We start from the raw sequence: 19,346 nt of genomic DNA, 5'->3' as shown, positions 1-19,346 counted from the left end.
TATCCCACGCGTCTGGACCCACCTGTGCGGCTGCTAGCGCGTCGGCGACGGCCTGCATGTAAGCAACGTGCGGATACTCGGTCACTGGTCCCCCCTCGGGTGTCGCGGCCCGTACTCCAGCCGCCAGTTGGCGTGTTCGGTCTGCTGCTGCTCGACGGTGCGGCGGGCCGCGTCGCGCTCGTGCGTCAGGTCGTCGACCTGCTGCTGCAGCCGGGCAATCTGCGCGGCACAGGCCGGAGCCAGCAGCAGGCACAGGGCGTAGGCGTCGGCGGCGGTCACGCGGCCCTCACCTCCGCTGCGGCCGGCGCCCACAGCTGCACGACGGCCTCCGGCTGGGGGCGGGGCTGACCGTGCTCTGGCTCCGGCCACGTGAAGACCACCGCGATGCGGGCCGGGTCGTCGACGTCCAGCAGCCGCCACTTACGGTGCTCACCCAGCCGCTTCAGCACGTCCATCGCATCGTCCGGGCCCGCCGCGGCCAGCTCGGCGGCGAGCAGCGGCAGCCCATCGGGCATCGCCCCCACCTGCCAGCCGCGCGTCGCCGGGAACCGCTCATCTTCCTCGTGCAGGCCCCGGATGATGCGGGCCACCAGCGTCTCCACACACATGGGGCGGGTCACGTCTCGTCACCGCCCTCGGCCTCCGCCTTCAGGCGAGCGATCTCTGCGCGGGCTTCAGCGAGTTCGTCGGCCGCGGTGCGGTTCCGGTCGCGGTCAGCGACGATGCTGTCCCGCCACCGCTGCACAGCGGTGAGGATGCGGTCCGCCGTAGCCACCTGCTCGTCGAGCGGCGTGCCGCTCGGGAACTGCAAGTTGATGCTGTTCCGCATGTCCCCGTCGGGCTCGATGTACAGGACGGCCACCGGCGCTGCCCCGCACCGGGCGGTGGCCTGCTGCCCCAGGAAGAACGTGGCGTTGTAACTCATGCGGTGCCTCCGCAGGTCCAGTCGGGGTAGTCGGCGGCGGTGCTGCAGCACTCGGGGTGCTCGACCAGCCAGAGCGCGCCCGCCGTGGCGGCCCGCTCCTTGGCGGGGTACTCCTTGTCGCCCTTGTGCCGGGCCTGCACTTCCTGCAGCGCCTCCCGGACCGCCTCCGGCGTCACACGGCGGCGCTTGATGTCCGCCTGCACGTCGGCCAGCGGCACGTCCAGGGCCTCGATCGCGGGGCGCGGGGTCGTCGTCGCCATCACGACTCACCGCCCTCGGCGGCAAGCTTCTGCAGCTGAGCCCGGCGCCGCTTCGACTGGTCGGCGTAGTAGCGGGTGGCGGACTCCTGGTCGGCGATCGCCGCGCTGGCGTCACGCCTCGTCTGCTCCAACAGCAGGGTCAGCTTGGCGACCTGGACACGCAGCCGGTCGACCTCGGTGATCAGCTCGTACCCGACGGCGCGCAGAGTGGCGGCGGGAGTGGCCTCGTTCCACAGCAGGTCGTCGATCTCGGCGCGGCGGGAAGGGGGCAGTTCACGCACGGGACTCACCCGCCTCGTCGGCCATGCGGCGAAGGTCGGCGGCGGCAGCCCCGCCCTTGTACTTGTGCTCCGCTCGGTCGAAGCCGCTGGCATCGGCGGGGAGCGTGTCCAGTACGTCGGCGGCCCCGCGCAGCACCTCGGCGCGGAAGGCGTCAAGCAGACGGCCGACTTCACTGCGTTCTTCGCCCGCCGCGCGCAAAGCCACGTAGAGCTCGTCGCGGGCGCTCATGCCGCACCTCGCACAACCAGCGACCCGCGGGCCGGGACCGTGGCCAGCGCCTTGTTGGCGCGGGCGACAGCGGCGAGGGCGTCCTCACGGTCCGCCTGCGCCTCGATGCTCAGACCACGGTGGGAGACGGCCTCGCGCACCGCGTCGGCCTGGGTGCGGACGGCGTCCACCACGTACTGCGGAAGGAGAGCCGCCTTGAGGGCGGTCACCGCGTCCGGGACGGGGATCGGATTGGTGTTCACGCCGCACCGCCCGGGACAGTGCCGAGCAGGTGCGGAGCGATGTCCTCGACGTAGACGAACTGCTTGCCGTTCTCCAGCCGCCACGTGCGGGTCATGGCCGCACTGTGAAGGCGGTTCCGGAGCCGCTCGACTTCGCCCTGGGCTTCCCGCAGCTTCGACAGGTCGTGCTGCCACGTCCGGTGGTCGGCGTCACGCTCGGCGCGCAGCCGCTCAATCTCGGCGAGGAGAGCGGCGTTGGTCTCGAGGATCGCCTCGGGTGCCGGGACGGGAGTGTCAGATGGGATAGTGGAGGTCACGTGCCTCCCCTTTCTTGTTCCGTTCTCGGGGTGGTGCGAAGGCCCCGGCTGCCGGGCTTAGGCCCCCGGCGGTTGGGGCCGCATACCGCTAGGCGGCGGTGGTCAGTTGCTCTTCGTCTCGCTGAGCGGTCGGGTCTCGCCCATCGCGGCGATCTCCCGGATGTGCATCAGGCGGAACGTGATTCGGCCACCAGAGCGGCTGTGCGGGATCTCGCGCGCCCGGGCCTTCTTCCGCAGCGTGGAGGCGGTGTACGGCAGCCAGCCGTTGGTCGCGACCTCTTCCGGCTTGTAGTGCACGAGCTCGTCCAAAGTGGTGGTGGAGGCGCCGCCGGTCGTGGCGGTGGGGGGCGCCTTCCTCTTCGTGTCCGTGGCGGGCACTTCGGCTCCTTCATGGGTGATGGCGGCGGTCGGCACCGTCAGCGCGGCAGCTATGGCCAGGACTTTCGCCTCGGCGGGACGCTCGATCAGGCCCCTTTCGAGCCTGGAGAGGTAGCCGCGGTTGAGCCCGGCTCGATGAGCTAGCGCAGGCAGGCTCATATCCTGAGCTTCCCGGATGGCCCGGATGGCGATGCCGTTAGGTCTCACACTCAGAAAGTAGCGTCGCGGCCACACCCTGGCAACCCTTAAGCGCACTTTCTGTGCTTGGTTTCCTCGCCTGGGCGCCGGAGCGGGTGCTCATAAGGGCGCACGCACGGGCTCACTTTGCAACCAGGGGCGCACGGTAAACCTGCTTAAAGGCAGGTCAAGAGGCCAGATCCTGGCTTTCCGGTTGCATCAACGTCAGGCATGATGAGGTGCCATGGATCGAGACTGGGCCAAGCTGGGCGAGGCCGTGCGGCACGCCCGGAAGTCCGCAGAGCTGAAGCAGGATGAGCTGGCCGCCGCGGTGAACGTCAGCCGGGCCACCATCCAGGCCATCGAGCGCGGCGACTCCTTCAAGAAGATCACCCACACGCACCGCGCCATCGCCGCCCACTTCGGATGGGACCCTGGATCGATCGAGGCGACACTCGCGGGTGGAGAGCCTTCACCAGCCGAAGCGTCAGCCGATACCGCCCCTCCAGCCTTCAACGGGGTGGCCTCAGCGCCCGAAGACCTCCCGCTTCGCATCAAAGCGGCGCTCGCCGACGGCCCGCTCGTCGATGCCGCCGTCATCGCGCTGCCCACAGAGGACGGCGACGAGGACCCGGATGCTCAGATGGTCGTCATCGTCCGGGGGCGAAGGGGGGCGTCTGATGAGCAGCTTCGAAGGGCGATGCTGCAGTGGGAGCGGACAGAAGCAAGCCTGCGGCGCCCAGAAGGAGGCGCAAAAGGCGCCGAAGTGCGCCCAGAATCCTAAGCAAAGGGCTCCACATGTGAGCGATCTGTGTGGTTGAGTATTCAACGCGTTACGAAGGTGCCGCCGTACTCGGAGCACAGGGGGACCGGTGCGGGTCGAAGTAATCAGCGTTACCTCCATGCCCCTGGACGTGTGCGTCTACCTGCGTAAGCACGCCCACGCCTGGGTGCTGTACATCCTGCAAGAGATCCTGGACCACCTCGGCGGAGTCGTACCGGGCATGGTGATCACACCCCCTGTGATTACTCCCCGGTGGCTGGTCTCGCCGGGCCGGTAAGAGGAGGCAGTGTGGCTTACGCAGAGAAGCGGGTCAGCACAGCCAAGGGCAGCAAGGGCACGGTGACCTGGCGGGTCCGGTACAAGGGGCCGAACGGCACCTGGCTGACAGAATCCGGTTTTCCGACGAAGAAGACCGCTCTCGACTGGGGGCGCGAGCAGGAGCGTCAGATCAAGGCCGGCATCTGGATCGATCCGGAGGCCCGGAGCACGACCTTCGGCGACTTCGCCCGCACGTACATGCAGTCGCGGCGGAAGCGCGGCCGGACGACCGGAACCCGCTGGGACCGGCTGGAGAACCACATCCTGCCGCGCTGGGAGCACACTCGGCTCGGTGACATCACCTGGTTCGACGTCGACTCTTGGCAGCAGACCATGGATGTCGAGGATGTCAGCCGGGGGCACTGCGTCTCGCTGATGTCCACGATCATGACGGCGGCCGTGGACGCGAAGAAGGTCACGGTTAACCCGCTGTTCGGCCGGCGGCGCACCCGGGAAACGTCCGGCGATGCTGCCCAGCGCAGGCCGCAGAAGGTCCAACGCGACGGCGGAGCCCGGCCGGAGGACGCGATCCTCCTGGCCGAACGGCTCGGCCCGGCAGTGGGTATCCATGTGCTGACCACCGCATTCGCCGGACCCCGCTGGGGGGAAGGGCTGGGCCTGCACCGCGACAACACGCTGCTGGTGCGCCGCCAGCCCTGGGGGGCGGGAGAGTTCGTGTGCCCGATCATCCGCATCGTCGAGGAGTACGCCGAGTATCAGGAGCGCGACGAGCACGGCAACAAGAAGGGGTACATCCTGCGGCTTGAGGCGACGAAGAACGACGGCAGTACGCGGGACGTGGACGTGCCGCCGTTCCTTGCGCAGCTGCTGCGCTATCACCTCAGCGACTGGCCGCACCCTCGGATCTTTTGCACGCCGTCCGGTCAGCCATGGCGTCGCGGGAACTGGTGGCGCACCTTCCGGCCGGCGTGTGATGGACGCGAGGAGAGGGCGCGACGGCGGGGCGTCGCACACCGGGACGCGTGGGAGCCGATTCTGCCTGGGCTGGACATGCGGGCGCTGCGGGCGCTGCACGACACGATGCAGTCGGAGATCGGCGTGAAGGAGCCGCTGGCGTTCGAGGCGGCGGGGCACCGTCGGCCGGGGATCAAGCGGCATTATCAGAAGCCGACGGCGGCGATGCGCGCCGAGCGACTGGAGGGACTGGAGGAGATATTCTGGAAGGGCATGGCGAACGTGGGGCTGTCGACGTTGTGGGGGCGTGTCTCCCTTCAGAAGGCTCCCGCGGAGCGCGTCTCCCAAATCTCTCCCAAATGATCTACTCGGGATGATGGGCACGGCCCCTGACCGGCGAGAGAATTGATCCAGAGCACCGCTCTCCTAAAGCGGGTGTCGCAGGTTCGAATCCTGCCGGGGGCACAGGGAGAAGGGCCGGGGCGGGAGGAAAATTCTCCCGCGTCGGTCCTTCGGTGCGTTTACTCTCGCCCCATGTCCCACGCGAAAACCTCCTACGTCTGTCTCCCCTGCCGGGCCTCCTACAAGCAGCCCCACCCCGGCCGCTACGACCACGCCCGAATCTGTCCACGGTGCGCCGAGCATCTGATCCACGTCGGGTCTGCCTTTGCGGCGCCCAAGAAGCGGGACGACGCAGGCTGGCGGGTACTTTCTGTGTTGTTGAATGCCGGGGTTCGGTTTCACAAGAGTTGTTGTGGTGGGCCCGGGTATCGGCCTCGGACGCTTGGGGAGGTGCGGGAGCGGATGGCTTATGCGCGGGCCAGTGGGGAGCCGATTGCTCGGGTGCTGGTTCGGCGGGAGTTGGCTTAGTTGAGGGGCTGGGGTGGTCAGCTTGCGGGCGTCGTTAGCTTTCAGCCGCGCTTCGATGTCGTGAGTTCCGCTATGTGTTCTGCGAAGCCGGCCGGTGGCAGGGGGAGGTCCAGGTCGGGGTTGTCGGTGAATTGGATGGCTTTGGAGACGTAGCCGAGTACGGCGGCGGCGGTGGTTCGGGGTGGGGGCGGGGCGAAGCCTCGGGCTGTTTCGAGGCTTACGGCCCAGGAGATGACCAGGTCGTAGGCGTCGGCCGAGGGGCGGGTGCGGGCGGGGCGGTCCGGGTCGGCGTGGGCGTGCCACCAGTGGGCCTCGCCGACCTCGGCGAGGGAGAGGTGGTGGAGGTAGAGGCAGTAGGCGGACGAGGTGTCGCCGGCGCCGGCGGCGTACTGCCACCAGAAGCGGGCGGAGTCCTCGCGGCCGGCGAGTTGGAGGACGCAGGCCAGTACGCGTGCGCCGTCGGGTTCGAGGAGGCGGCCGCCGATGAAGACGGACATCTGGTGGAGTGCCTCGGGTTCGCCGACGACGAGTGCGCACAGGCGCAGGAGGTCCTGTGCGGCGTCGTGCATATGGCGCTGTTCGCAGGGGTCGCCGCGTTCGCCGGTGGTGCGGTCGCGGCCCAGGGCGGCTTCCACGTGGGCCTGTATGGCGGCGTCGAAGGACAGGGCGCCACAGAGGACGCGGTCGGCCACGCGGGCGCTCAAGCGGGCTTCGGCCGCGGCTACTTCGCGTTCTGTATACGGGGGTGTATCGAGGCGGGCCTTGGCCAGGAGGCGGTCGAGGTCAGTCGGCAAGGCGGGCATCGTCTTCCCCTTCCTCCAGGTCGAACGCCTGGCGCAGTCGGCGGAGCGCGTAGCGGATGGTCGAGCGGACACCGGCCTCGGTGATGCCCATGAGGCGCGCCGTTTCCTTGGTGGCGTATCCGAGGGCGTAACGCAGCAGCATGACGTCCCGCTGGCGCTCGGGCAGCGAGGCGAGGGTCTGGTAGAGGGTGAGGGACTCCTCCAACTCGCTTATCGGGTCGAGGGCGTGGCGCAGGGAGAGGGTTTCGAAGGCGGCCACGTCGACGACGACCGGGCGGCGGCCGCGGGCCCTGGCGTGGTCGATGGTGCGGTTCTTGACCACACGCCAGGCGTACGCCTCGGGGACCGGCTGCCGCAGTACGGTCTGCCAGGCGAGCATGAGCTGCTCGAAGGCCAGGTCAACGGCTTCCTCGGCGTCCGCGCGTGACTCCAGGTGGAGTTCGGCGTACCGGATGTAGCCCGCGCGGTAGAGCTGGTGGAAGGCGCGGAAGTCGGCGGGCAGGCCGAAGTTGGCGAGGGTGTGGGTGCCGGGTGCGCCTGGTGCGCCTGGTGTGGCGGCCGGTCCCGGTGTACTGGGCGGGCGGAAAGGATACTTCTGGGGGCCGGTGGCGGATTGGGGCGTACGGGCGGGGGCCCTGTGTGATCCCCGGGCCTGGCCGGGACGTGGGTCGCGGTCGGCGCTCGGCTCGCGTTCGGACATCAGCGCTCGCCCTCCTGGAGGTCGTGATCGCGCTGGGGTCCGTACGAGGGGCCGCTGTACGGCGCGTTGTACGGGGAGCCGCCGTACGGAGTGTCGTAGTCGCGCGCCTGGTGGGCGGGGGCGGCGGCACGCGTATGGGTACGGGTGCCCGTACGGAGGCGTTCGCGGGTTCCTGCGCCGGTACGTGTTCCCGTACCGGTACGTGTGAGTTCGGAGACGCCCGCCAGCACCTGGGCGGCGGCGAGGCGGCGCAGCAGCATCCGTATGTCGGCGCTGAACACGCGGACCGCGATGGCGGCCACGGCCCAGTCACGTACGAGATCAAGGTTCACGGAGCCCTCGGTCCCTCCGGTCGGGGATGGACGGTGCCTGCTCGTCCCGGCACCGGAGAGCCAGTACGAGCTCTCTGCCCGCAATAGCGTTCAGGAGTGCTCAAGCGTGCAAGGAAAGAAGGCAAAATCTTACGGAGTGCTACCAGCCAGTTACCCTTGTTCGAGGGGTTGGCGAGCGGGATGAGGGCAGGGGCGCCCCGGGGTCAGGACGAGCGGGTGCGGCCGCGGCGGGGGCGCTGGGAGCGCGGGGTGGAGCAGCGCGGGCACCAGTAGCCGTCGCCCTGGTAGTACGTCCAGCCCATGTCGGCGATACGCGGGGCGGCCGTTTTGGCGCTGTGCAGAAGGTGGCCGAAGAGGTCCGTCTCGATGTCCGGCGGCGGGTCGGCGACGACCAGGTCGAGGACGGCGCGAGCATCGCAGCCCATACGGTCGCACAGCAGGAAGAAACGCACGGGGCCCGGCGGCTCGCCGGCAGTCGTGAGGCTCATGCGCTCACTTTGGTCGATGACGGGGGCGGGGGCGGGTGGTTCGGCGTAACCCGCCCCCAGGGAAGGGCAGTTGAGTCGTCGAGTGATTGTTGGGGCGCCGGCCGGCCGTACGGTGTCGGGGTGATCAACCGGCGGTCGGGCGCCACCAGGTCGTGGTCGGCGACCAGACGCGGATGTCGTTGGGCGCGCCCAGGGCCGCGGCGTCGAAGCGGCGGCCCTGGTGGGCCGGATCGGCGGCGACGGTGATGAAGCCGACGGTGCGGGTGGACGGGGACGGCTCGCCGGTGACCGTACGGACCGTCGCGTACGCGGTGGCCCCCGGAGCGAGGCGGTACGGGGCGCTCTCGGCGGGCGGGTCGGGCTGCGCCGCGCCGTCCAGGTCGCCGAAGGTCACGGTGGGGATGCGGTCGATGACGCAAGGGGTGACGCTGCGGTTGTTGGCGCTGATGCGCAGGACGTCGGGGCGCTGAGAGGTGACGGCGGACGCGGTGATCTTCAGGGCGGATTCGGGGCAGGGGCGGATTGCCGAGGTGGCTGTGGGTTTGGTGGGGGTGGTGGGAGTTGTGGGGGTGGGGGCTGAGGCGGCTGAGGCGGTGGTCGTGAGGGTGACGAGGGTCACGAGAGTTGCGGCTGTGGTGGTGAGGAGGGTGGCGGAGGTGGTGGCGGGTCGGCGGGGGTGGTGGGGGTTCGTGGGGTGGTGGGAGTTCGTGGGGTGGGTGCGCATGGTGGTCTCCGTCCTTGGGAGGGGTGGTGGAGAGGTGGCGACGAGACTGGAGGTAGGGCCTGTGGAGGAGCGGGTCGGTGGGAGATGCGGTGGCGGCGCGGTTGGGCGGCGTAGGGCCGTAGAAGGCAGGTGAGCGAGGGGCCGTGCCGACGTGAAGGTGAGAGGGGTGCTGGGAGCGCTGGTGGGCCGGTGAGCTGGTGCGCAGGTATTTGGGCGTGCCGGGGCGGTATGGGGCGCGGGCACAGGCGGCGGTATTTGGTGTTCCTCGTCGTCTTGTGAGACGGCTGGGTGGTGGATTTCGTTGTACGGGGTTGCCAGGGCGGTGCTGCGCCGTACCACCCGTGCGAGCTGCCGGGGAGTAGCAGAGGCGGCCGGTCCCGCGCCGAGTTATCCACAGGCTTGAGCGCGGGTAGCGGGATAGCTCGTACGCTGCAGGCATGAGCGAGGTAGAGATGGCTCCCGAGGCCGGGGAAACGGTGGACGACGCCAGTGGCGCGGTGGGCGTCCTGCGGCGGGTATTCGGTTACGACGCGTTCCGCGGGGAACAGCAAGCGATCATCGAGCACGTCATAACGGGCGGCGACGCGGTCGTACTGATGCCGACCGGCGGCGGGAAATCCCTCTGCTACCAGATTCCGGCACTGGTGCGGCCCGGGGTCGGTGTGGTGATCTCGCCGCTGATCGCGCTGATGCAGGACCAGGTCGACGCGCTGCGGGCGCTGGGGGTCCGGGCCGGGTTCCTGAATTCCACGCAGGACTTCGACGAGCGGCGGATGGTGGAGGCCGAGTTCCTCTCCGGGGAGTTGGACCTGCTGTATCTGGCGCCGGAGCGGCTGCGTGTGGAGCAGACGCTGAGCCTGCTGGACCGGGGCAAGATCTCCCTGTTCGCGATCGACGAGGCGCACTGTGTCGCGCAGTGGGGCCACGACTTCCGGCCGGACTACCTGGCCCTGTCGATGCTGCGCGAGCGGTGGCCCGAGGTGCCGCGGATGGCGCTGACGGCGACGGCCACGGAGGCCACGCACCAGGAGATCACCACGCGGCTGGGTATGGAGAATGCCCGGCATTTCGTGGCCAGTTTCGACCGGCCGAACATTCAGTACCGTATCGCCGGCAAGAGCGACCCGAAGAAGCAGCTGCTGGAATTGCTGCGCACCGAGCATGCCGGTGACGCCGGAATCGTGTACTGCCTCTCGCGCGCCTCGGTGGAAAAGACCGCCGAATTCCTGGTGCAGAACGGGATCACGGCGCTCCCGTACCACGCGGGCCTGGAAGCGCGGACGCGCGCGGAACACCAGGCGCGATTTCTGCGGGAGGACGGGGTGGTGGTCGTCGCCACCATCGCGTTCGGGATGGGCATCGACAAGCCGGACGTACGGTTCGTCGCCCACCTCGACCTGCCGAAATCGGTGGAGGGCTATTACCAGGAAACGGGGCGCGCGGGGCGGGACGGCCAGCCGTCCACGGCGTGGCTGGCCTACGGGCTCCAGGACGTGGTCCAGCAGCGCAAGATGATCGACGGGTCGGACGGCGACGACGCCCACCGCAGGCGGCTGTCGGCGCACCTCGACGCGATGCTGGCGCTGTGCGAGACGGTGGAATGCCGGCGGGTGCGGCTGCTCGCGTACTTCGGGCAGGAGAGCGGCCCGTGCGGGAACTGCGACACGTGCCTGACGCCGCCGCAGACGTGGGACGGCACGGTGCCCGCGCAGAAGCTCCTCTCCACGGTGGTGCGGTTGCAGCGGGAGCGGAAGCAGAAGTTCGGCGCCGGGCAGATCATCGACATCCTGCTGGGGAAGAAGACCGCGAAGGTCATCCAGTTCGATCATGACACGCTGAGCGTCTTCGGGATCGGGAGCGATCTCCGCGAGGCCGAATGGCGGGGCGTGATACGGCAGTTGCTGGCGCAGCGGCTGCTCGCGGTGGAGGGCGACTATGGCACGCTGGTGCTCACCGAGGAGAGCGGTGAGGTGCTGCGGGGGCGGCGCGAGGTGCTGATGCGGCGCGAGCCGGAGAAGACGGCCAAGGCCGCCAAGGCCGCGAAGGCGGCCAAGGGGCGGCGCGCGGCGCCGGTGGACCTGCCGGAGGAGGCCGTGCCGGTCTTCGAGGAGCTGCGGGCCTGGCGGGGCCGTACGGCCAAGGAGCAGGGCGTACCGGCGTACGTGATCTTCCACGACGCCACGCTGCGCGAGATCGCCACGGCCCGCCCGGCGAGCCTGGCCGCACTCGGCACGGTGAACGGCGTGGGCGAGAACAAGCTGGCGAAGTACGGCGAGCAGATCTTGGAGGTGCTGGCGGGGCAGGGTGCGGCTGCGGCGGGGGCGCCGGTCGGGGGCGCGTCGGCCGCGGGGGCGGCGGGGGCGGGAGCGACTGCGGCGGGGGCGCCGGCCGCCGATGGTTCGGGCGGTGGGTTCATCGATGAGCTGGGTTGGGACGAACCGGACTGGGGGGAGCCGCCGTTCGAGGAGGAGTGACGGGCGGGGGCCCGCACTGCCAGCTCCGTACGGTCGGGGGCGGGCCCGTACGGGCTGGGGCGCCCCCGTACGGTCCGGGGCAGACCCGGGCCGGGGCGGCCCATACGCCCTCGGGCCCGGGCGGATCCGTACGGCCCGAGATGGCCCGCACGCCCTCGGGCCCGTGCGGATTCGTACGGTCCCGAGGCGGCCCGCGCACCCTCGGGCCGGGGCGGGCCCGTACGGTCCGGGGCAGACCCGGGCCGGGGCGGCCCCGTAAGCCCCCGGGCCCGGGCGGAACCGTACGGTCCGAGGCGGCCCGCAGGCCCTCGGGCCAGGGCGGCCCCATACGGGCGGCCCCATACGGTCCGAGGCGGCCCGTACGCCCCCGGCCGGGACGAGCCCGCGCGGACCGGGCGGCCCCGTGCCGTGCGCGACACCCACGCACACGCCGGGCCACACCGCCTCCCGCACACCCCGGACCACACCGCCCCCGCACACCCCGGACCACAGCCCCGGCCCGCCCTGGACCACAGCCCCAGCCCGCCCCGGCCCACACCACCCCGCCCACCCTCAGGCCGGAGCAACCCCGCGCGAACCGGGCCGGCCCCGTGCCGTCCGTATCACCCATCCGGTCCGAAGCGGCCCGGGACCGCCCGGGACCGCCCGGAACCGCCCCCACCGCATCCCCACCCCTCCCCCTCAGACCCACATCCCCCCATCCACCCGGAGGACCGTCCCGGTGACATAGGACGAGCGGTCGCTGAGGAGCCAGGCGGCGGCCTCGGCTATTTCTTCCGGGGCGGCGGGGCGGCCCAGCGGGGTCTGCGCGTTGAGGTGGTCGATGGTGCCGGGGGCCTTCTCGTCCCACTCGCGCAGCATCTCGGTGAGCGTGGTGCCGGGCGCGATGGCGTTGACGCGGATGCCCTCCGGGCCGTACGTGACGGCCGCCGACTCGGTGAGGCTGTTGAGCGCCCGCTTCGCGGCGCCGTACGCGGGCAGCTGAGGGTTGCCCATCAGGCTGCCGACGCTGGAGGTGTTGACGATGGCCCCGCGCCGCGCGGTGGCGCGAATGGCGGCGATCTCGGCGGTCATGGCGAGCCACGGGCCCTTGAGGTTGACGGCACAGACGTGGTCGAAGTCGGCCTCCGACAGCTGGTCCATCGGGCCGGGCGGCTGGCCCGTGGCGCCGTTGTTGAAGGCGACGTCGAGCCGGCGGTACAGCTGCACGCACCGTTCGACGGCGGTCCGGACGCTCGTGGGGTCGGCCAGGTCGCACACCACGTAGTCCGCGGTGCCGCCGGCCGCCCGGATCTCCTCCGTCACCGCCTTGAGCTGGTGCTCGGTGCGGGCCGCGAGGAGCACCCGGGCGCCCTCCCGGGCGAACAGCCGCGCCGAGGCGGCGCCGATGCCCCGCCCGGCACCCGTGATGAAGGCGACCTTGTCGGCGAGCAGGCCCACGGCCGCGGTGGACGTGGCGGTGGCGGGCAGAGGGGCAGCGGGCGTGGAGGTGGCGGGCATGGGGGTACCGGGGACGGTCGGTGTCTCGTTCATGCCGACGAGCCTGCGCAACGCCGTCCCGCTCATCCAGGAACAGGCAGTACCTGGCTGAGCAGCCATCCAGGCACCACCAGTACCTGGATGGGTGGCGCGCCCCCGCGCACACTGGTCGGGTGGATCGACGAGTACGACAAGAGCTGGGCGGCTTCCTGCGGAGCAGGCGCGAGCGCCTCACGCCCGCCGAGGTGGGGCTGCCCGCCGGGACGCGCCGCCGCACGCCGGGGCTGCGTCGCGAGGAGGTGGCGCGGCTGGCGTACATCTCGACCGAGTACTACGCGCGGCTGGAGCAGGCCCGCGCTCCGCACCCCTCCCGCGAGGTGCTGGCCCAGCTCGCCCGCGCGCTGCGCCTCTCGGACGCCGAGCGCGATCACCTCCACCACCTCGCGGGCACCCCGCCCGGTCCCCCGCCCGGCCCTTCGCGCGAGGTGCGGCAGAGCATCGTCGACCTGCTGAAGCGGTTGCCGGAGGCCGCGGCCATCGTGTTGTCCGCGACGTACGAGGTCATCGCCTGGAACGACCTGGCCGCCGCCCTGATGGAGGACTTCTCCGCGCTGCCGCGCCGGGACCGCAACCTCCTCCGGCGCGCCTTCCTCACCCCGAACGAGGGCGGCCGGCGGCTGTACGGCGTCTCGGACGCGGACGAGTTCGCCCGGTCGGCGGCCCGGCACCTGCGTGCCGCCGCGGCCCGCTACCCCAACTCACCGGAGGTGACCGGCCTGGTCGATGAACTCCGTGCCGGGAGCGAGGAGTTCGCCCGGCTCTGGGCCGCCCATGACGTGGCCGCCCGGCCCGCCCTGTGCAAGACGTTCGACCATCCGCTCGTCGGCCCCGTCACCGTCAGCTGCGACGTCCTGGACATCGCGGACCGGGACCAGCAGGTCGCCATCTACACCGCCGCGCCCGGTTCACCGTCGGAAGAGGCGCTGCGGCTGCTGTCGGTCATCGGGACGCAGCGCATGGACGTACCGGCTACTCCGGGAACCTGAACCCCAGGCGCTCCTCCAGCGCCCGCGCCTGCTCCGGCGTGGCCAGGACCATGATGCTGTCGTAACCGCGGTGCGGTTCCCGCTCGAAGTCGACTTCGCGCCAGGAGCGGGGGTCGTCCTCGTGGGCGGTCACGGCGATGGCCTCGCAGGCCGCGGCGTGGTCGTAGTAGTCCTCCGCGAAGTGCTCGGCGTCGATGGACATGGGCGTGCCGTTCCGTTCGAACGTCAGGGTGTCCATCCGGCCGATGTCGAGGTCGTCCTCGCCTTCGTCGAGCCGCACGTTGGTGATGGCGACCCGGCCGCCGGCGGCCTTGGCGGCGGCTTCCATCAGGTCCGCGTAGTCGTCGTGGATCGAGTCGATGTCGTCGGCGTGGACGCAGACCGCCACCCCGAACTCTTCGAGGGAGCCCGCCGCCTCGTAGTGGTCGATCTCCTCGTCCGCGTAGGTGGCGGCCTCTTCGAGGACGCTGCGCATCTTCTCCTCGGTCACCATGCCGATCTCGTGCAGGATCGCCCCGACACGGGTGTAGGTGTACGTATTCGATGAAACGTTCGACATGGAGGTGATCCTGCCAGACGGGGCCGCCGGAGACCCCCGGTTCCGGCGACGCGCCCTCCCGCGTCAACTCCTCGGCATCTCCCACCCGTTCGGATGCATCAGCTCGCGGAGCACGCCCACCATTCCGTGAATCCCGGCGGGGCGGCGGGGTATGGGGCGAGAGTTGGCACGAGGCCGGACAGCAACGTGGGGGACGAATGAGCATTCAGGTCAGGCTGGACGATGCCGGGAGCGACCGCGAACTGCGGTCGCTGTGCGACTGGCTGGCGGACGATCCCGCGGTCGGCCGCAGCGCGCGGGTCTCGCTGCGGGCGCGCGAGACGCAGCCCGGGAAGATGGGGCTGGGGTTCGAGGCGGTGCAGCTGATCGTGGACAGCGCCTTCCAGCTGAGCAGCCTCGCCCTCGCCATCGACGGCTGGCGCAGGGCGTATGCGGCACGCCCCAGGATGACGGTCGAACGCAATGGCGTACGGGTCAGTTTCGCCACGGCGGACACGGACGGCGCACGGAGCATCCTGCGGGCGCTGGCGGAGCTGGAGCGGCTGGAGGAACCGACGGGACCGGAGGGGTCGGAGGGACCGGAGGAATCAGAGGCGCCGGGCGAGCCGGACGAGCCGGAGCCGCACCAGTCGCCAGACGGGAACCGGAGCCCGAACCCGGCACCGGCTCCGGCCCCGACACCGAACCAGGCCCCAAACCCGGCCCCCCGCCCCAGGACCTGACCGATGACAGACAACGGAGGCTATCCCGACCCGGTGTTCAACCCCGCGGAATCGGCCTGCGTGATCATCGGCGTCGATTCGTACACCACCCTGCCGCAGCTGCCCGCCGTGCGGAACAACCTCAAGGCGCTCCGGGCCGCGCTGACCGACCGGACCATCGGGGGCATGCCGAAGCGGAACTGCCGGGTGGTGCTCAACCCGCGGACGATCACCGCCGCGTTGCGGCCGGTCGAGCAGGCGGTGCACACCGCGAAGGACACGCTGATCGTGTACTACGCCGGGCACGGCTTCCTCGACTCCAAACAGGAGGGGCTGTATCTCACGCTGCCCGGTACGGAGGCCGGGAAGCTGCACAGCGGCATCCCGTACGCCTGGCTGCGCAGTGTGCTCGGCACCCGTACGCCGCCCAGGCTCCGCATCGTCATCCTCGACTGCTGCTACAGCGGCAGCGTGATCAAGGGGATGTCCGCCGGGACGATGGCCGGCGGCGCCATGTCCACCGCGGCGGCCACGCAGCTGGCGTCCAGCCGGCTCGGCGAGGCCCTGTTCGAGGGCATGGACAGCATGGAGGGCGTCTCGTACCTCCTCACCTCGACGCCGTGGAATGTAGAGGCGCTGGCTCCTGAGGGCGAGGAGTACACGGCGTTCACGGGGGAATTTCTGCGGGTGCTGCGCGAGGGCATTCCGGGGGCGCAGGCAGCCGGCCGAGTTCCGGAGGCCGCGTCCTCGGAGCCTGGTGAGCCACCGGACGCGAACGGGCCGGACACCCACCTCACCCTGGAAGCCATCTACCGCGAAGTCCGCCGCGCGCTGCGGGCGAAGAACCGGCCGCTGCCCCAGCAGCAGAGCCAGAACAGCATCGAGAAGCTGCCGTTCGTACGGAACCGGGCGGCGCGGCCCGTGCCCCAGGTACCGCAGGGCGGTCAGGCCGCAGGGGCGGGCGGCCCGGGGGACGGCGCGACGGACCGGGAACTGGAGCGGCAGCGCGAGCGGCAGCGGGAGGAGGAAGAGCAGGAGGCGAGGAAGCGCAGGACCCGCCGCCGGGGCCTGATCGCCTCCCTGTGTGTGGCGGCCGTCGCCGTACCGTCCTTCGTGTGGTGGCAGTCCCGGGACGAGGTGCCGTCCTCCGGCGACTGTTCCGACGATGTGGCGCTGATCGGCCACAGCGACGCCCTCGACGGTGTCGAGTACGAGGCCGCCGTACCGGTCGACGGGCTGTCCGCCCTGGCGATGGCCGGCCCGTCCCGCGCCTGGGCGCTGGCCGACAACTCGCCCGGCCGGATCTTCGAACTGGACCTCGGCACCACCGGCGCCTCCCCGCCCGCCGCCCGCGCCATCGACATGCGCACCCTCCACCCCACCGGCGGCGGCCGTTTCGACGGCGAGGGCCTGGTCCTGGAGCAGGGCGGGCGCACCGTACTGGTCGCCTCGGAGGCGGGTCCGTCCATCCGCAGGTTCCGGGTGTCGGACGGCGCGGAGCTGGGCCGTATCGAGCTGCCGCACAACCTCGTCAGGTGGGCGGGGCCGGAGAACCTGGAAGCGCTGGGCGCGTCCCCGGACGGGCGGTATCTGTACGCGGGCCTGGAGGCACCGCTCTTCCGCGACGGCAAGGCGCGCGGCCGCAGCCTGCTGCGCATCCAGCGCTTCAAGGGAACGCCCGGCGGCACGTACGTAGCGGACAAGCAGTACGCCTACCAGTCGGCGGCCGGGCTGCGCATGTCGGAGCTGGTGGCGCTGGGCGGCGACCGGCTGCTGGTCCTGGAGACCAACCACGCCGAGGGCCAGGGGAACGCGGTACGGATCTTCGGCGCCGATCTGAGCCGTGCGAAGGACGTGTCCAAGGTCGAGTCGCTGCAGTCCGAGCCGGTCGACGCGTTCGCGAAGAAGTGGGAGCCCGTCGATCTCGTGACGTGCCCGAGGGGTGGTTCGGCCGCCGCGCAGCCGCAGCTGAACCCGCTGCTGGAGAACGCGGAAGGAATGGCGCTCGGCACCGCGCCGCTGGCCTCGGGCCCGTACAAGGGGCGGCTGCCGCTGTTCCTCGTCTCGGACAACAACAACAGCCCGCACCAGATCACCCGGGTGTACGCCCTCGCTATCCGGGTGGGTCGGCCGGCGGCCGAGTAGGCGACGCGGCGGGCGGCTCTTCCGGCGGCGGCGTAAGGCGGAGCACGGCCCGCGCGCCGCCGTCCGGCGCGTTGGTGAAGCTCAGTTCGATGCCCAGGACGGCCGCTTGCCCGACCGCGATGGTCAGGCCGAGGCCGTGGCCCTTGCCGCGGCCGGGCGCGTCGGTGCGGAAGCGCTGCGGGCCGCGGTGCAGCAGCGCGTCCGGGAAGCCGGGGCCGTGGTCGCGTACTTCCACGACGGGGACCGCGGCGGGCCCGTCACCGTACGCCGCCTCGTGCCCGGCCCTCTCGCCCTCGGCCGCCGCGGCAGACGCCCCGCCCGGTACGTCCACCGTCACCACCACCGGCGGCTCCCCGTGCCGGTGCGCGTTGAGGACGAGGTTGCACAGGATGCGGTCCAGCCGACGGCGGTCCGTCCGTACGACCGCTTCGCGCACGACCCGTACCTGGGTGTCGAGCCCCATGCCCCGCACCGAACTGCGGACCAGCGCGCCCAGCTCGTACGAGGCCGGCTCGGCGCGTTCGGCGCCGGAGTCGATCCGGGAGATCTCCAGCAGGTCCTCGGTGAGCCGGCGCAGCGCCCGCAGCCGGTCGTTGATCATCTCCTTGGGGCGGCCCTCGGGCAGCAGCTCGGCCGAGGCGAGGATGCCGGTCAGCGGGGTGCGCAGTTCGTGGGCGACATCGGCGGTGAAGCGCTGCTCGGCCTGGAGGCGGCCCTGGAGCGAACCGGCCACCGAGTCCAGCGCCGCGGCCACCGCCGCCACCTCGTCCTGCGGCGCGGGCCGGCGCCGCCCCCGGTCCTCGTCGCCGACCCGCGCGTCCAGGTCCCCGGCCGTGATACGGCGGGCGACGGCGGCCGTGGTGCCCAGCCGCCGGCTGATGCGGTGGGCGAGGAACAGCCCGGCGAGGGCGACGGCGGTGGCGGCGAGTACGGCCGAGCCGAAGATCGCCGTATCCAGGTTCTCCAGGGAGCGGCGGGTGTTCTCGTACGGGGACCAGACCGCCATGACCTGGCCGCCGGCCGGCGCCGCCGCCCACATGACGCGCTTCCCCTGATACGTGCCGACCATGCTGCCGCGCCGGTCGTGGTGCACCGACGTGCGGAGCTCCGGCGGCAGTTCGGCGGGGTCGAGCACGGAGTTCAGCCCCTCGCGGGACGTGCCGTACTCGTACAGCTCCAGCGCCTCGTCGAGGTCGGCCAGCGTCTCCTTGTGCACCTGGCCGACGGTCTGGCGGGCGACGGCGTTGTGGACGAGCACGCCCAGGACGGCGGCCACGGCGCAGCACACCGCCGTGACGGTCAGCGCGATCTTCCAGCGGAGGGAGAGGGCCGGGCGGGTCACAGCCGGTCTCCGGGGGAGGGCGGGGGTGTGCTGGAGGTCGGCGAAGGGTTCTGCGGGGTCCGGTAGTCGTCCAGGGTGAGGTCCCACAGGCCCATCCGGCTGCCGTCCCAGACGTAGTCGGTGACACTGACGTAGCGCGGGTCCTTGGTGGGCTCGCGTACGGAGAGGTGCCCGGCGGCCAGTTCGACGCCCGCGAGCACGGCGCGCAGGGCGAGGACGCGGGTCACCACCGCGTTCCGGACGCTGTAGACGCGCAGTTCGCTGGTGCGCCCGTCCAGGTCGACGGCGCTGATCAGGTCGGGCCGCCCGTCGTCGGTGAGATCGTGGTAGGCCGGGCTGCGTACGGCGTTCGCGGCGGGCGGCCGTCCCCCGTCGGCCACGTGGTCCGCGCGAACGACCGCCGCCGGGTCGGTGTCCTTCATGTCGCCGGAGGGGACCCGGGCGACGCCCGGCACGGCGCGCTGGTCGCCGGGGTCCGCCTCCCGGACGCGCGGCGAGGGTGACCGGTCCGCCCACAGGGCGTGCGGCGCCTTCACGTTCCGCGCGCGGCCGTCGTCGTGCAGGCCCGTGAAGTTCGCGCAGCCCGCCGTCAGGGCGAGCGGCAGCGGCGCCACGAGCGGCACCACCACCGAGAGCATCCGGCGCCGCACGGCCCACCACCACCTTTCCCGTTACGGGATCTCGCACGGGTGTTCCCCGGTACGGACACGCTTCCTCGGCACGGACACATTTGCACGTAACGAGACAAAGTTACCCATAGTGGGGGCGCGAGGACGGCCGGTCACGCCCATGCCCGTGACATCACTGCCCGCAGAGCGGGTCCAGGCTGTTACACAACCTACGGATCGCCGTGAAACACGCCTCGTAGATTGATCTCC

At 71.2% G+C, this 19,346-nt stretch carries 26 protein-coding genes and 1 tRNA gene; 9 read left to right on the top strand and 18 right to left on the bottom strand.

Translation table 11 applies throughout. The features are described from left to right. Positions 1–81 precede the first annotated feature (81 nt). The 9 genes from CP984_RS23175 to CP984_RS23135 form a co-directional block, all read right to left on the bottom strand. Entirely contained in the window at positions 82–279 is a 198-nt protein-coding gene (locus CP984_RS23175; RefSeq protein WP_030417480.1) for a hypothetical protein, read from the bottom strand. Further along, positions 276–620 carry a hypothetical protein gene (locus CP984_RS23170; RefSeq protein WP_129821000.1) on the bottom strand — a complete coding sequence of 115 codons (345 nt, stop codon included), beginning with the start codon at positions 618–620 and terminating at the stop codon, positions 276–278. The genes CP984_RS23175 and CP984_RS23170 overlap by 4 nt, the downstream gene beginning before the upstream one ends. Continuing rightward, entirely contained in the window at positions 617–925 is a 309-nt protein-coding gene (locus tag CP984_RS23165) for a hypothetical protein (RefSeq protein ID WP_003979878.1), read from the bottom strand. The genes CP984_RS23170 and CP984_RS23165 overlap by 4 nt, the downstream gene beginning before the upstream one ends. Continuing rightward, positions 922–1,185, bottom strand: a complete 264-nt coding sequence (locus CP984_RS23160) for a hypothetical protein (protein WP_003979879.1) — start codon at positions 1,183–1,185, stop codon at positions 922–924. Before CP984_RS23160 ends, CP984_RS23165 begins: the two co-directional genes overlap by 4 nt. Next, positions 1,185–1,466 (bottom strand): hypothetical protein, encoded by a 282-nt coding sequence (locus CP984_RS23155; RefSeq protein WP_003979880.1) that lies wholly within the window; start codon positions 1,464–1,466, stop codon positions 1,185–1,187. The genes CP984_RS23160 and CP984_RS23155 overlap by 1 nt, the downstream gene beginning before the upstream one ends. Beyond that, the gene (locus CP984_RS23150) at positions 1,459–1,695 is read right to left on the bottom strand and encodes a hypothetical protein (protein ID WP_003979881.1); all 237 of its coding nucleotides are present in this window, start codon (positions 1,693–1,695) and stop codon (positions 1,459–1,461) included. The genes CP984_RS23155 and CP984_RS23150 overlap by 8 nt, the downstream gene beginning before the upstream one ends. After that, positions 1,692–1,937 carry a hypothetical protein gene (locus tag CP984_RS23145; RefSeq protein ID WP_003979882.1) on the bottom strand — a complete coding sequence of 82 codons (246 nt, stop codon included), beginning with the start codon at positions 1,935–1,937 and terminating at the stop codon, positions 1,692–1,694. Before CP984_RS23145 ends, CP984_RS23150 begins: the two co-directional genes overlap by 4 nt. After that, on the bottom strand, positions 1,934–2,233 hold the full coding sequence (locus CP984_RS23140; RefSeq protein ID WP_003979883.1) for a hypothetical protein: 300 nt from the start codon (positions 2,231–2,233) through the stop codon (positions 1,934–1,936). The genes CP984_RS23145 and CP984_RS23140 overlap by 4 nt, the downstream gene beginning before the upstream one ends. Before the next feature lie 102 nt (positions 2,234–2,335). Beyond that, positions 2,336–2,818 carry a helix-turn-helix domain-containing protein gene (locus tag CP984_RS23135; RefSeq protein WP_226048690.1) on the bottom strand — a complete coding sequence of 161 codons (483 nt, stop codon included), beginning with the start codon at positions 2,816–2,818 and terminating at the stop codon, positions 2,336–2,338. A gap of 214 nt (positions 2,819–3,032) precedes the next feature. On the opposite strand from CP984_RS23135, the gene CP984_RS23130 reads away from it, so the two are divergent. From CP984_RS23130 to CP984_RS42150, 5 genes are all read left to right on the top strand, one after another. Further along, positions 3,033–3,572: a helix-turn-helix transcriptional regulator gene (locus CP984_RS23130; RefSeq protein ID WP_003979885.1), complete on the top strand. Its 540-nt coding sequence runs from the start codon at positions 3,033–3,035 to the stop codon at positions 3,570–3,572. Positions 3,573–3,690: 118 nt separating this feature from the next. Then, complete coding sequence (locus CP984_RS41380) at positions 3,691–3,849, top strand: hypothetical protein (RefSeq protein WP_156100315.1); 159 nt, start codon at positions 3,691–3,693, stop codon at positions 3,847–3,849. Positions 3,850–3,911: 62 nt separating this feature from the next. Further along, positions 3,912–5,168, top strand: a complete 1,257-nt coding sequence (locus tag CP984_RS23125) for a hypothetical protein (RefSeq protein ID WP_226048689.1) — start codon at positions 3,912–3,914, stop codon at positions 5,166–5,168. A gap of 22 nt (positions 5,169–5,190) precedes the next feature. Further along, positions 5,191–5,270: transfer RNA gene (locus tag CP984_RS23120), tRNA-Ser, on the top strand. A 69-nt stretch (positions 5,271–5,339) separates the two neighbouring features. Beyond that, complete coding sequence (locus CP984_RS42150) at positions 5,340–5,675, top strand: deoxyxylulose-5-phosphate synthase (protein ID WP_078575436.1); 336 nt, start codon at positions 5,340–5,342, stop codon at positions 5,673–5,675. 41 nt (positions 5,676–5,716) lie between these two features. Here CP984_RS42150 and CP984_RS41375 read toward each other — a convergent pair whose 3' ends face one another. The 5 genes from CP984_RS41375 to CP984_RS42645 form a co-directional block, all read right to left on the bottom strand. Further along, positions 5,717–6,379, bottom strand: a complete 663-nt coding sequence (locus CP984_RS41375; RefSeq protein WP_156100316.1) for a hypothetical protein — start codon at positions 6,377–6,379, stop codon at positions 5,717–5,719. 79 nt (positions 6,380–6,458) lie between these two features. After that, positions 6,459–7,178, bottom strand: coding sequence for an RNA polymerase sigma factor (locus CP984_RS23105; RefSeq protein ID WP_003979889.1), 720 nt, complete (start codon positions 7,176–7,178; stop codon positions 6,459–6,461). Next, positions 7,178–7,510, bottom strand: coding sequence for a hypothetical protein (locus CP984_RS23100; protein WP_003979890.1), 333 nt, complete (start codon positions 7,508–7,510; stop codon positions 7,178–7,180). The genes CP984_RS23105 and CP984_RS23100 overlap by 1 nt, the downstream gene beginning before the upstream one ends. A 203-nt stretch (positions 7,511–7,713) precedes the next feature. Continuing rightward, positions 7,714–7,998: a hypothetical protein gene (locus CP984_RS23095; RefSeq protein ID WP_003979891.1), complete on the bottom strand. Its 285-nt coding sequence runs from the start codon at positions 7,996–7,998 to the stop codon at positions 7,714–7,716. A gap of 124 nt (positions 7,999–8,122) precedes the next feature. Then, a complete protein-coding gene (locus CP984_RS42645) occupies positions 8,123–8,722 on the bottom strand; it encodes a DUF4232 domain-containing protein (protein WP_003979892.1) in 600 nt (199 codons plus the stop codon). A 452-nt stretch (positions 8,723–9,174) separates the two neighbouring features. Here CP984_RS42645 and recQ point away from each other — a divergent pair, with 452 nt between their 5' ends. Then, positions 9,175–11,196 carry a DNA helicase RecQ gene (gene recQ / locus CP984_RS23085; RefSeq protein ID WP_226048832.1) on the top strand — a complete coding sequence of 674 codons (2,022 nt, stop codon included), beginning with the start codon at positions 9,175–9,177 and terminating at the stop codon, positions 11,194–11,196. A gap of 681 nt (positions 11,197–11,877) precedes the next feature. Here the strand turns inward: recQ and CP984_RS23080 are convergent. Further along, positions 11,878–12,696 carry an SDR family NAD(P)-dependent oxidoreductase gene (locus CP984_RS23080; protein WP_032920307.1) on the bottom strand — a complete coding sequence of 273 codons (819 nt, stop codon included), beginning with the start codon at positions 12,694–12,696 and terminating at the stop codon, positions 11,878–11,880. A gap of 152 nt (positions 12,697–12,848) precedes the next feature. On the opposite strand from CP984_RS23080, the gene CP984_RS23075 reads away from it, so the two are divergent. Continuing rightward, positions 12,849–13,721: a helix-turn-helix transcriptional regulator gene (locus tag CP984_RS23075; RefSeq protein ID WP_030182581.1), complete on the top strand. Its 873-nt coding sequence runs from the start codon at positions 12,849–12,851 to the stop codon at positions 13,719–13,721. On the opposite strand, the gene CP984_RS23070 is transcribed toward CP984_RS23075, so the two are convergent. Further along, positions 13,705–14,280 carry a hypothetical protein gene (locus tag CP984_RS23070; protein ID WP_003979896.1) on the bottom strand — a complete coding sequence of 192 codons (576 nt, stop codon included), beginning with the start codon at positions 14,278–14,280 and terminating at the stop codon, positions 13,705–13,707. The two genes, CP984_RS23075 and CP984_RS23070, sit on opposite strands and share 17 nt — an antisense overlap. A gap of 197 nt (positions 14,281–14,477) precedes the next feature. On the opposite strand from CP984_RS23070, the gene CP984_RS23065 reads away from it, so the two are divergent. Together CP984_RS23065 and CP984_RS23060 are read left to right on the top strand one after the other, a co-directional pair. After that, complete coding sequence (locus CP984_RS23065; protein ID WP_003979897.1) at positions 14,478–15,002, top strand: effector-associated constant component EACC1; 525 nt, start codon at positions 14,478–14,480, stop codon at positions 15,000–15,002. 3 nt (positions 15,003–15,005) lie between these two features. After that, positions 15,006–17,126: an esterase-like activity of phytase family protein gene (locus tag CP984_RS23060; RefSeq protein ID WP_003979898.1), complete on the top strand. Its 2,121-nt coding sequence runs from the start codon at positions 15,006–15,008 to the stop codon at positions 17,124–17,126. Here the strand turns inward: CP984_RS23060 and CP984_RS23055 are convergent. Further along, positions 17,095–18,468, bottom strand: a complete 1,374-nt coding sequence (locus tag CP984_RS23055; RefSeq protein ID WP_003979899.1) for a sensor histidine kinase — start codon at positions 18,466–18,468, stop codon at positions 17,095–17,097. The two genes, CP984_RS23060 and CP984_RS23055, sit on opposite strands and share 32 nt — an antisense overlap. Further along, positions 18,465–19,118, bottom strand: a complete 654-nt coding sequence (locus tag CP984_RS23050) for a hypothetical protein (protein WP_003979900.1) — start codon at positions 19,116–19,118, stop codon at positions 18,465–18,467. The genes CP984_RS23055 and CP984_RS23050 overlap by 4 nt, the downstream gene beginning before the upstream one ends. Positions 19,119–19,346 lie beyond the last annotated feature (228 nt).

The sequence above is a fragment of the Streptomyces rimosus genome (assembly GCF_008704655.1).
Taxonomy (GTDB): domain Bacteria; phylum Actinomycetota; class Actinomycetes; order Streptomycetales; family Streptomycetaceae; genus Streptomyces; species Streptomyces rimosus.
The sequence above is the reverse complement of the archived record's forward strand: the minus strand, read 5'-3'. Positions and strand labels throughout refer to the sequence as shown.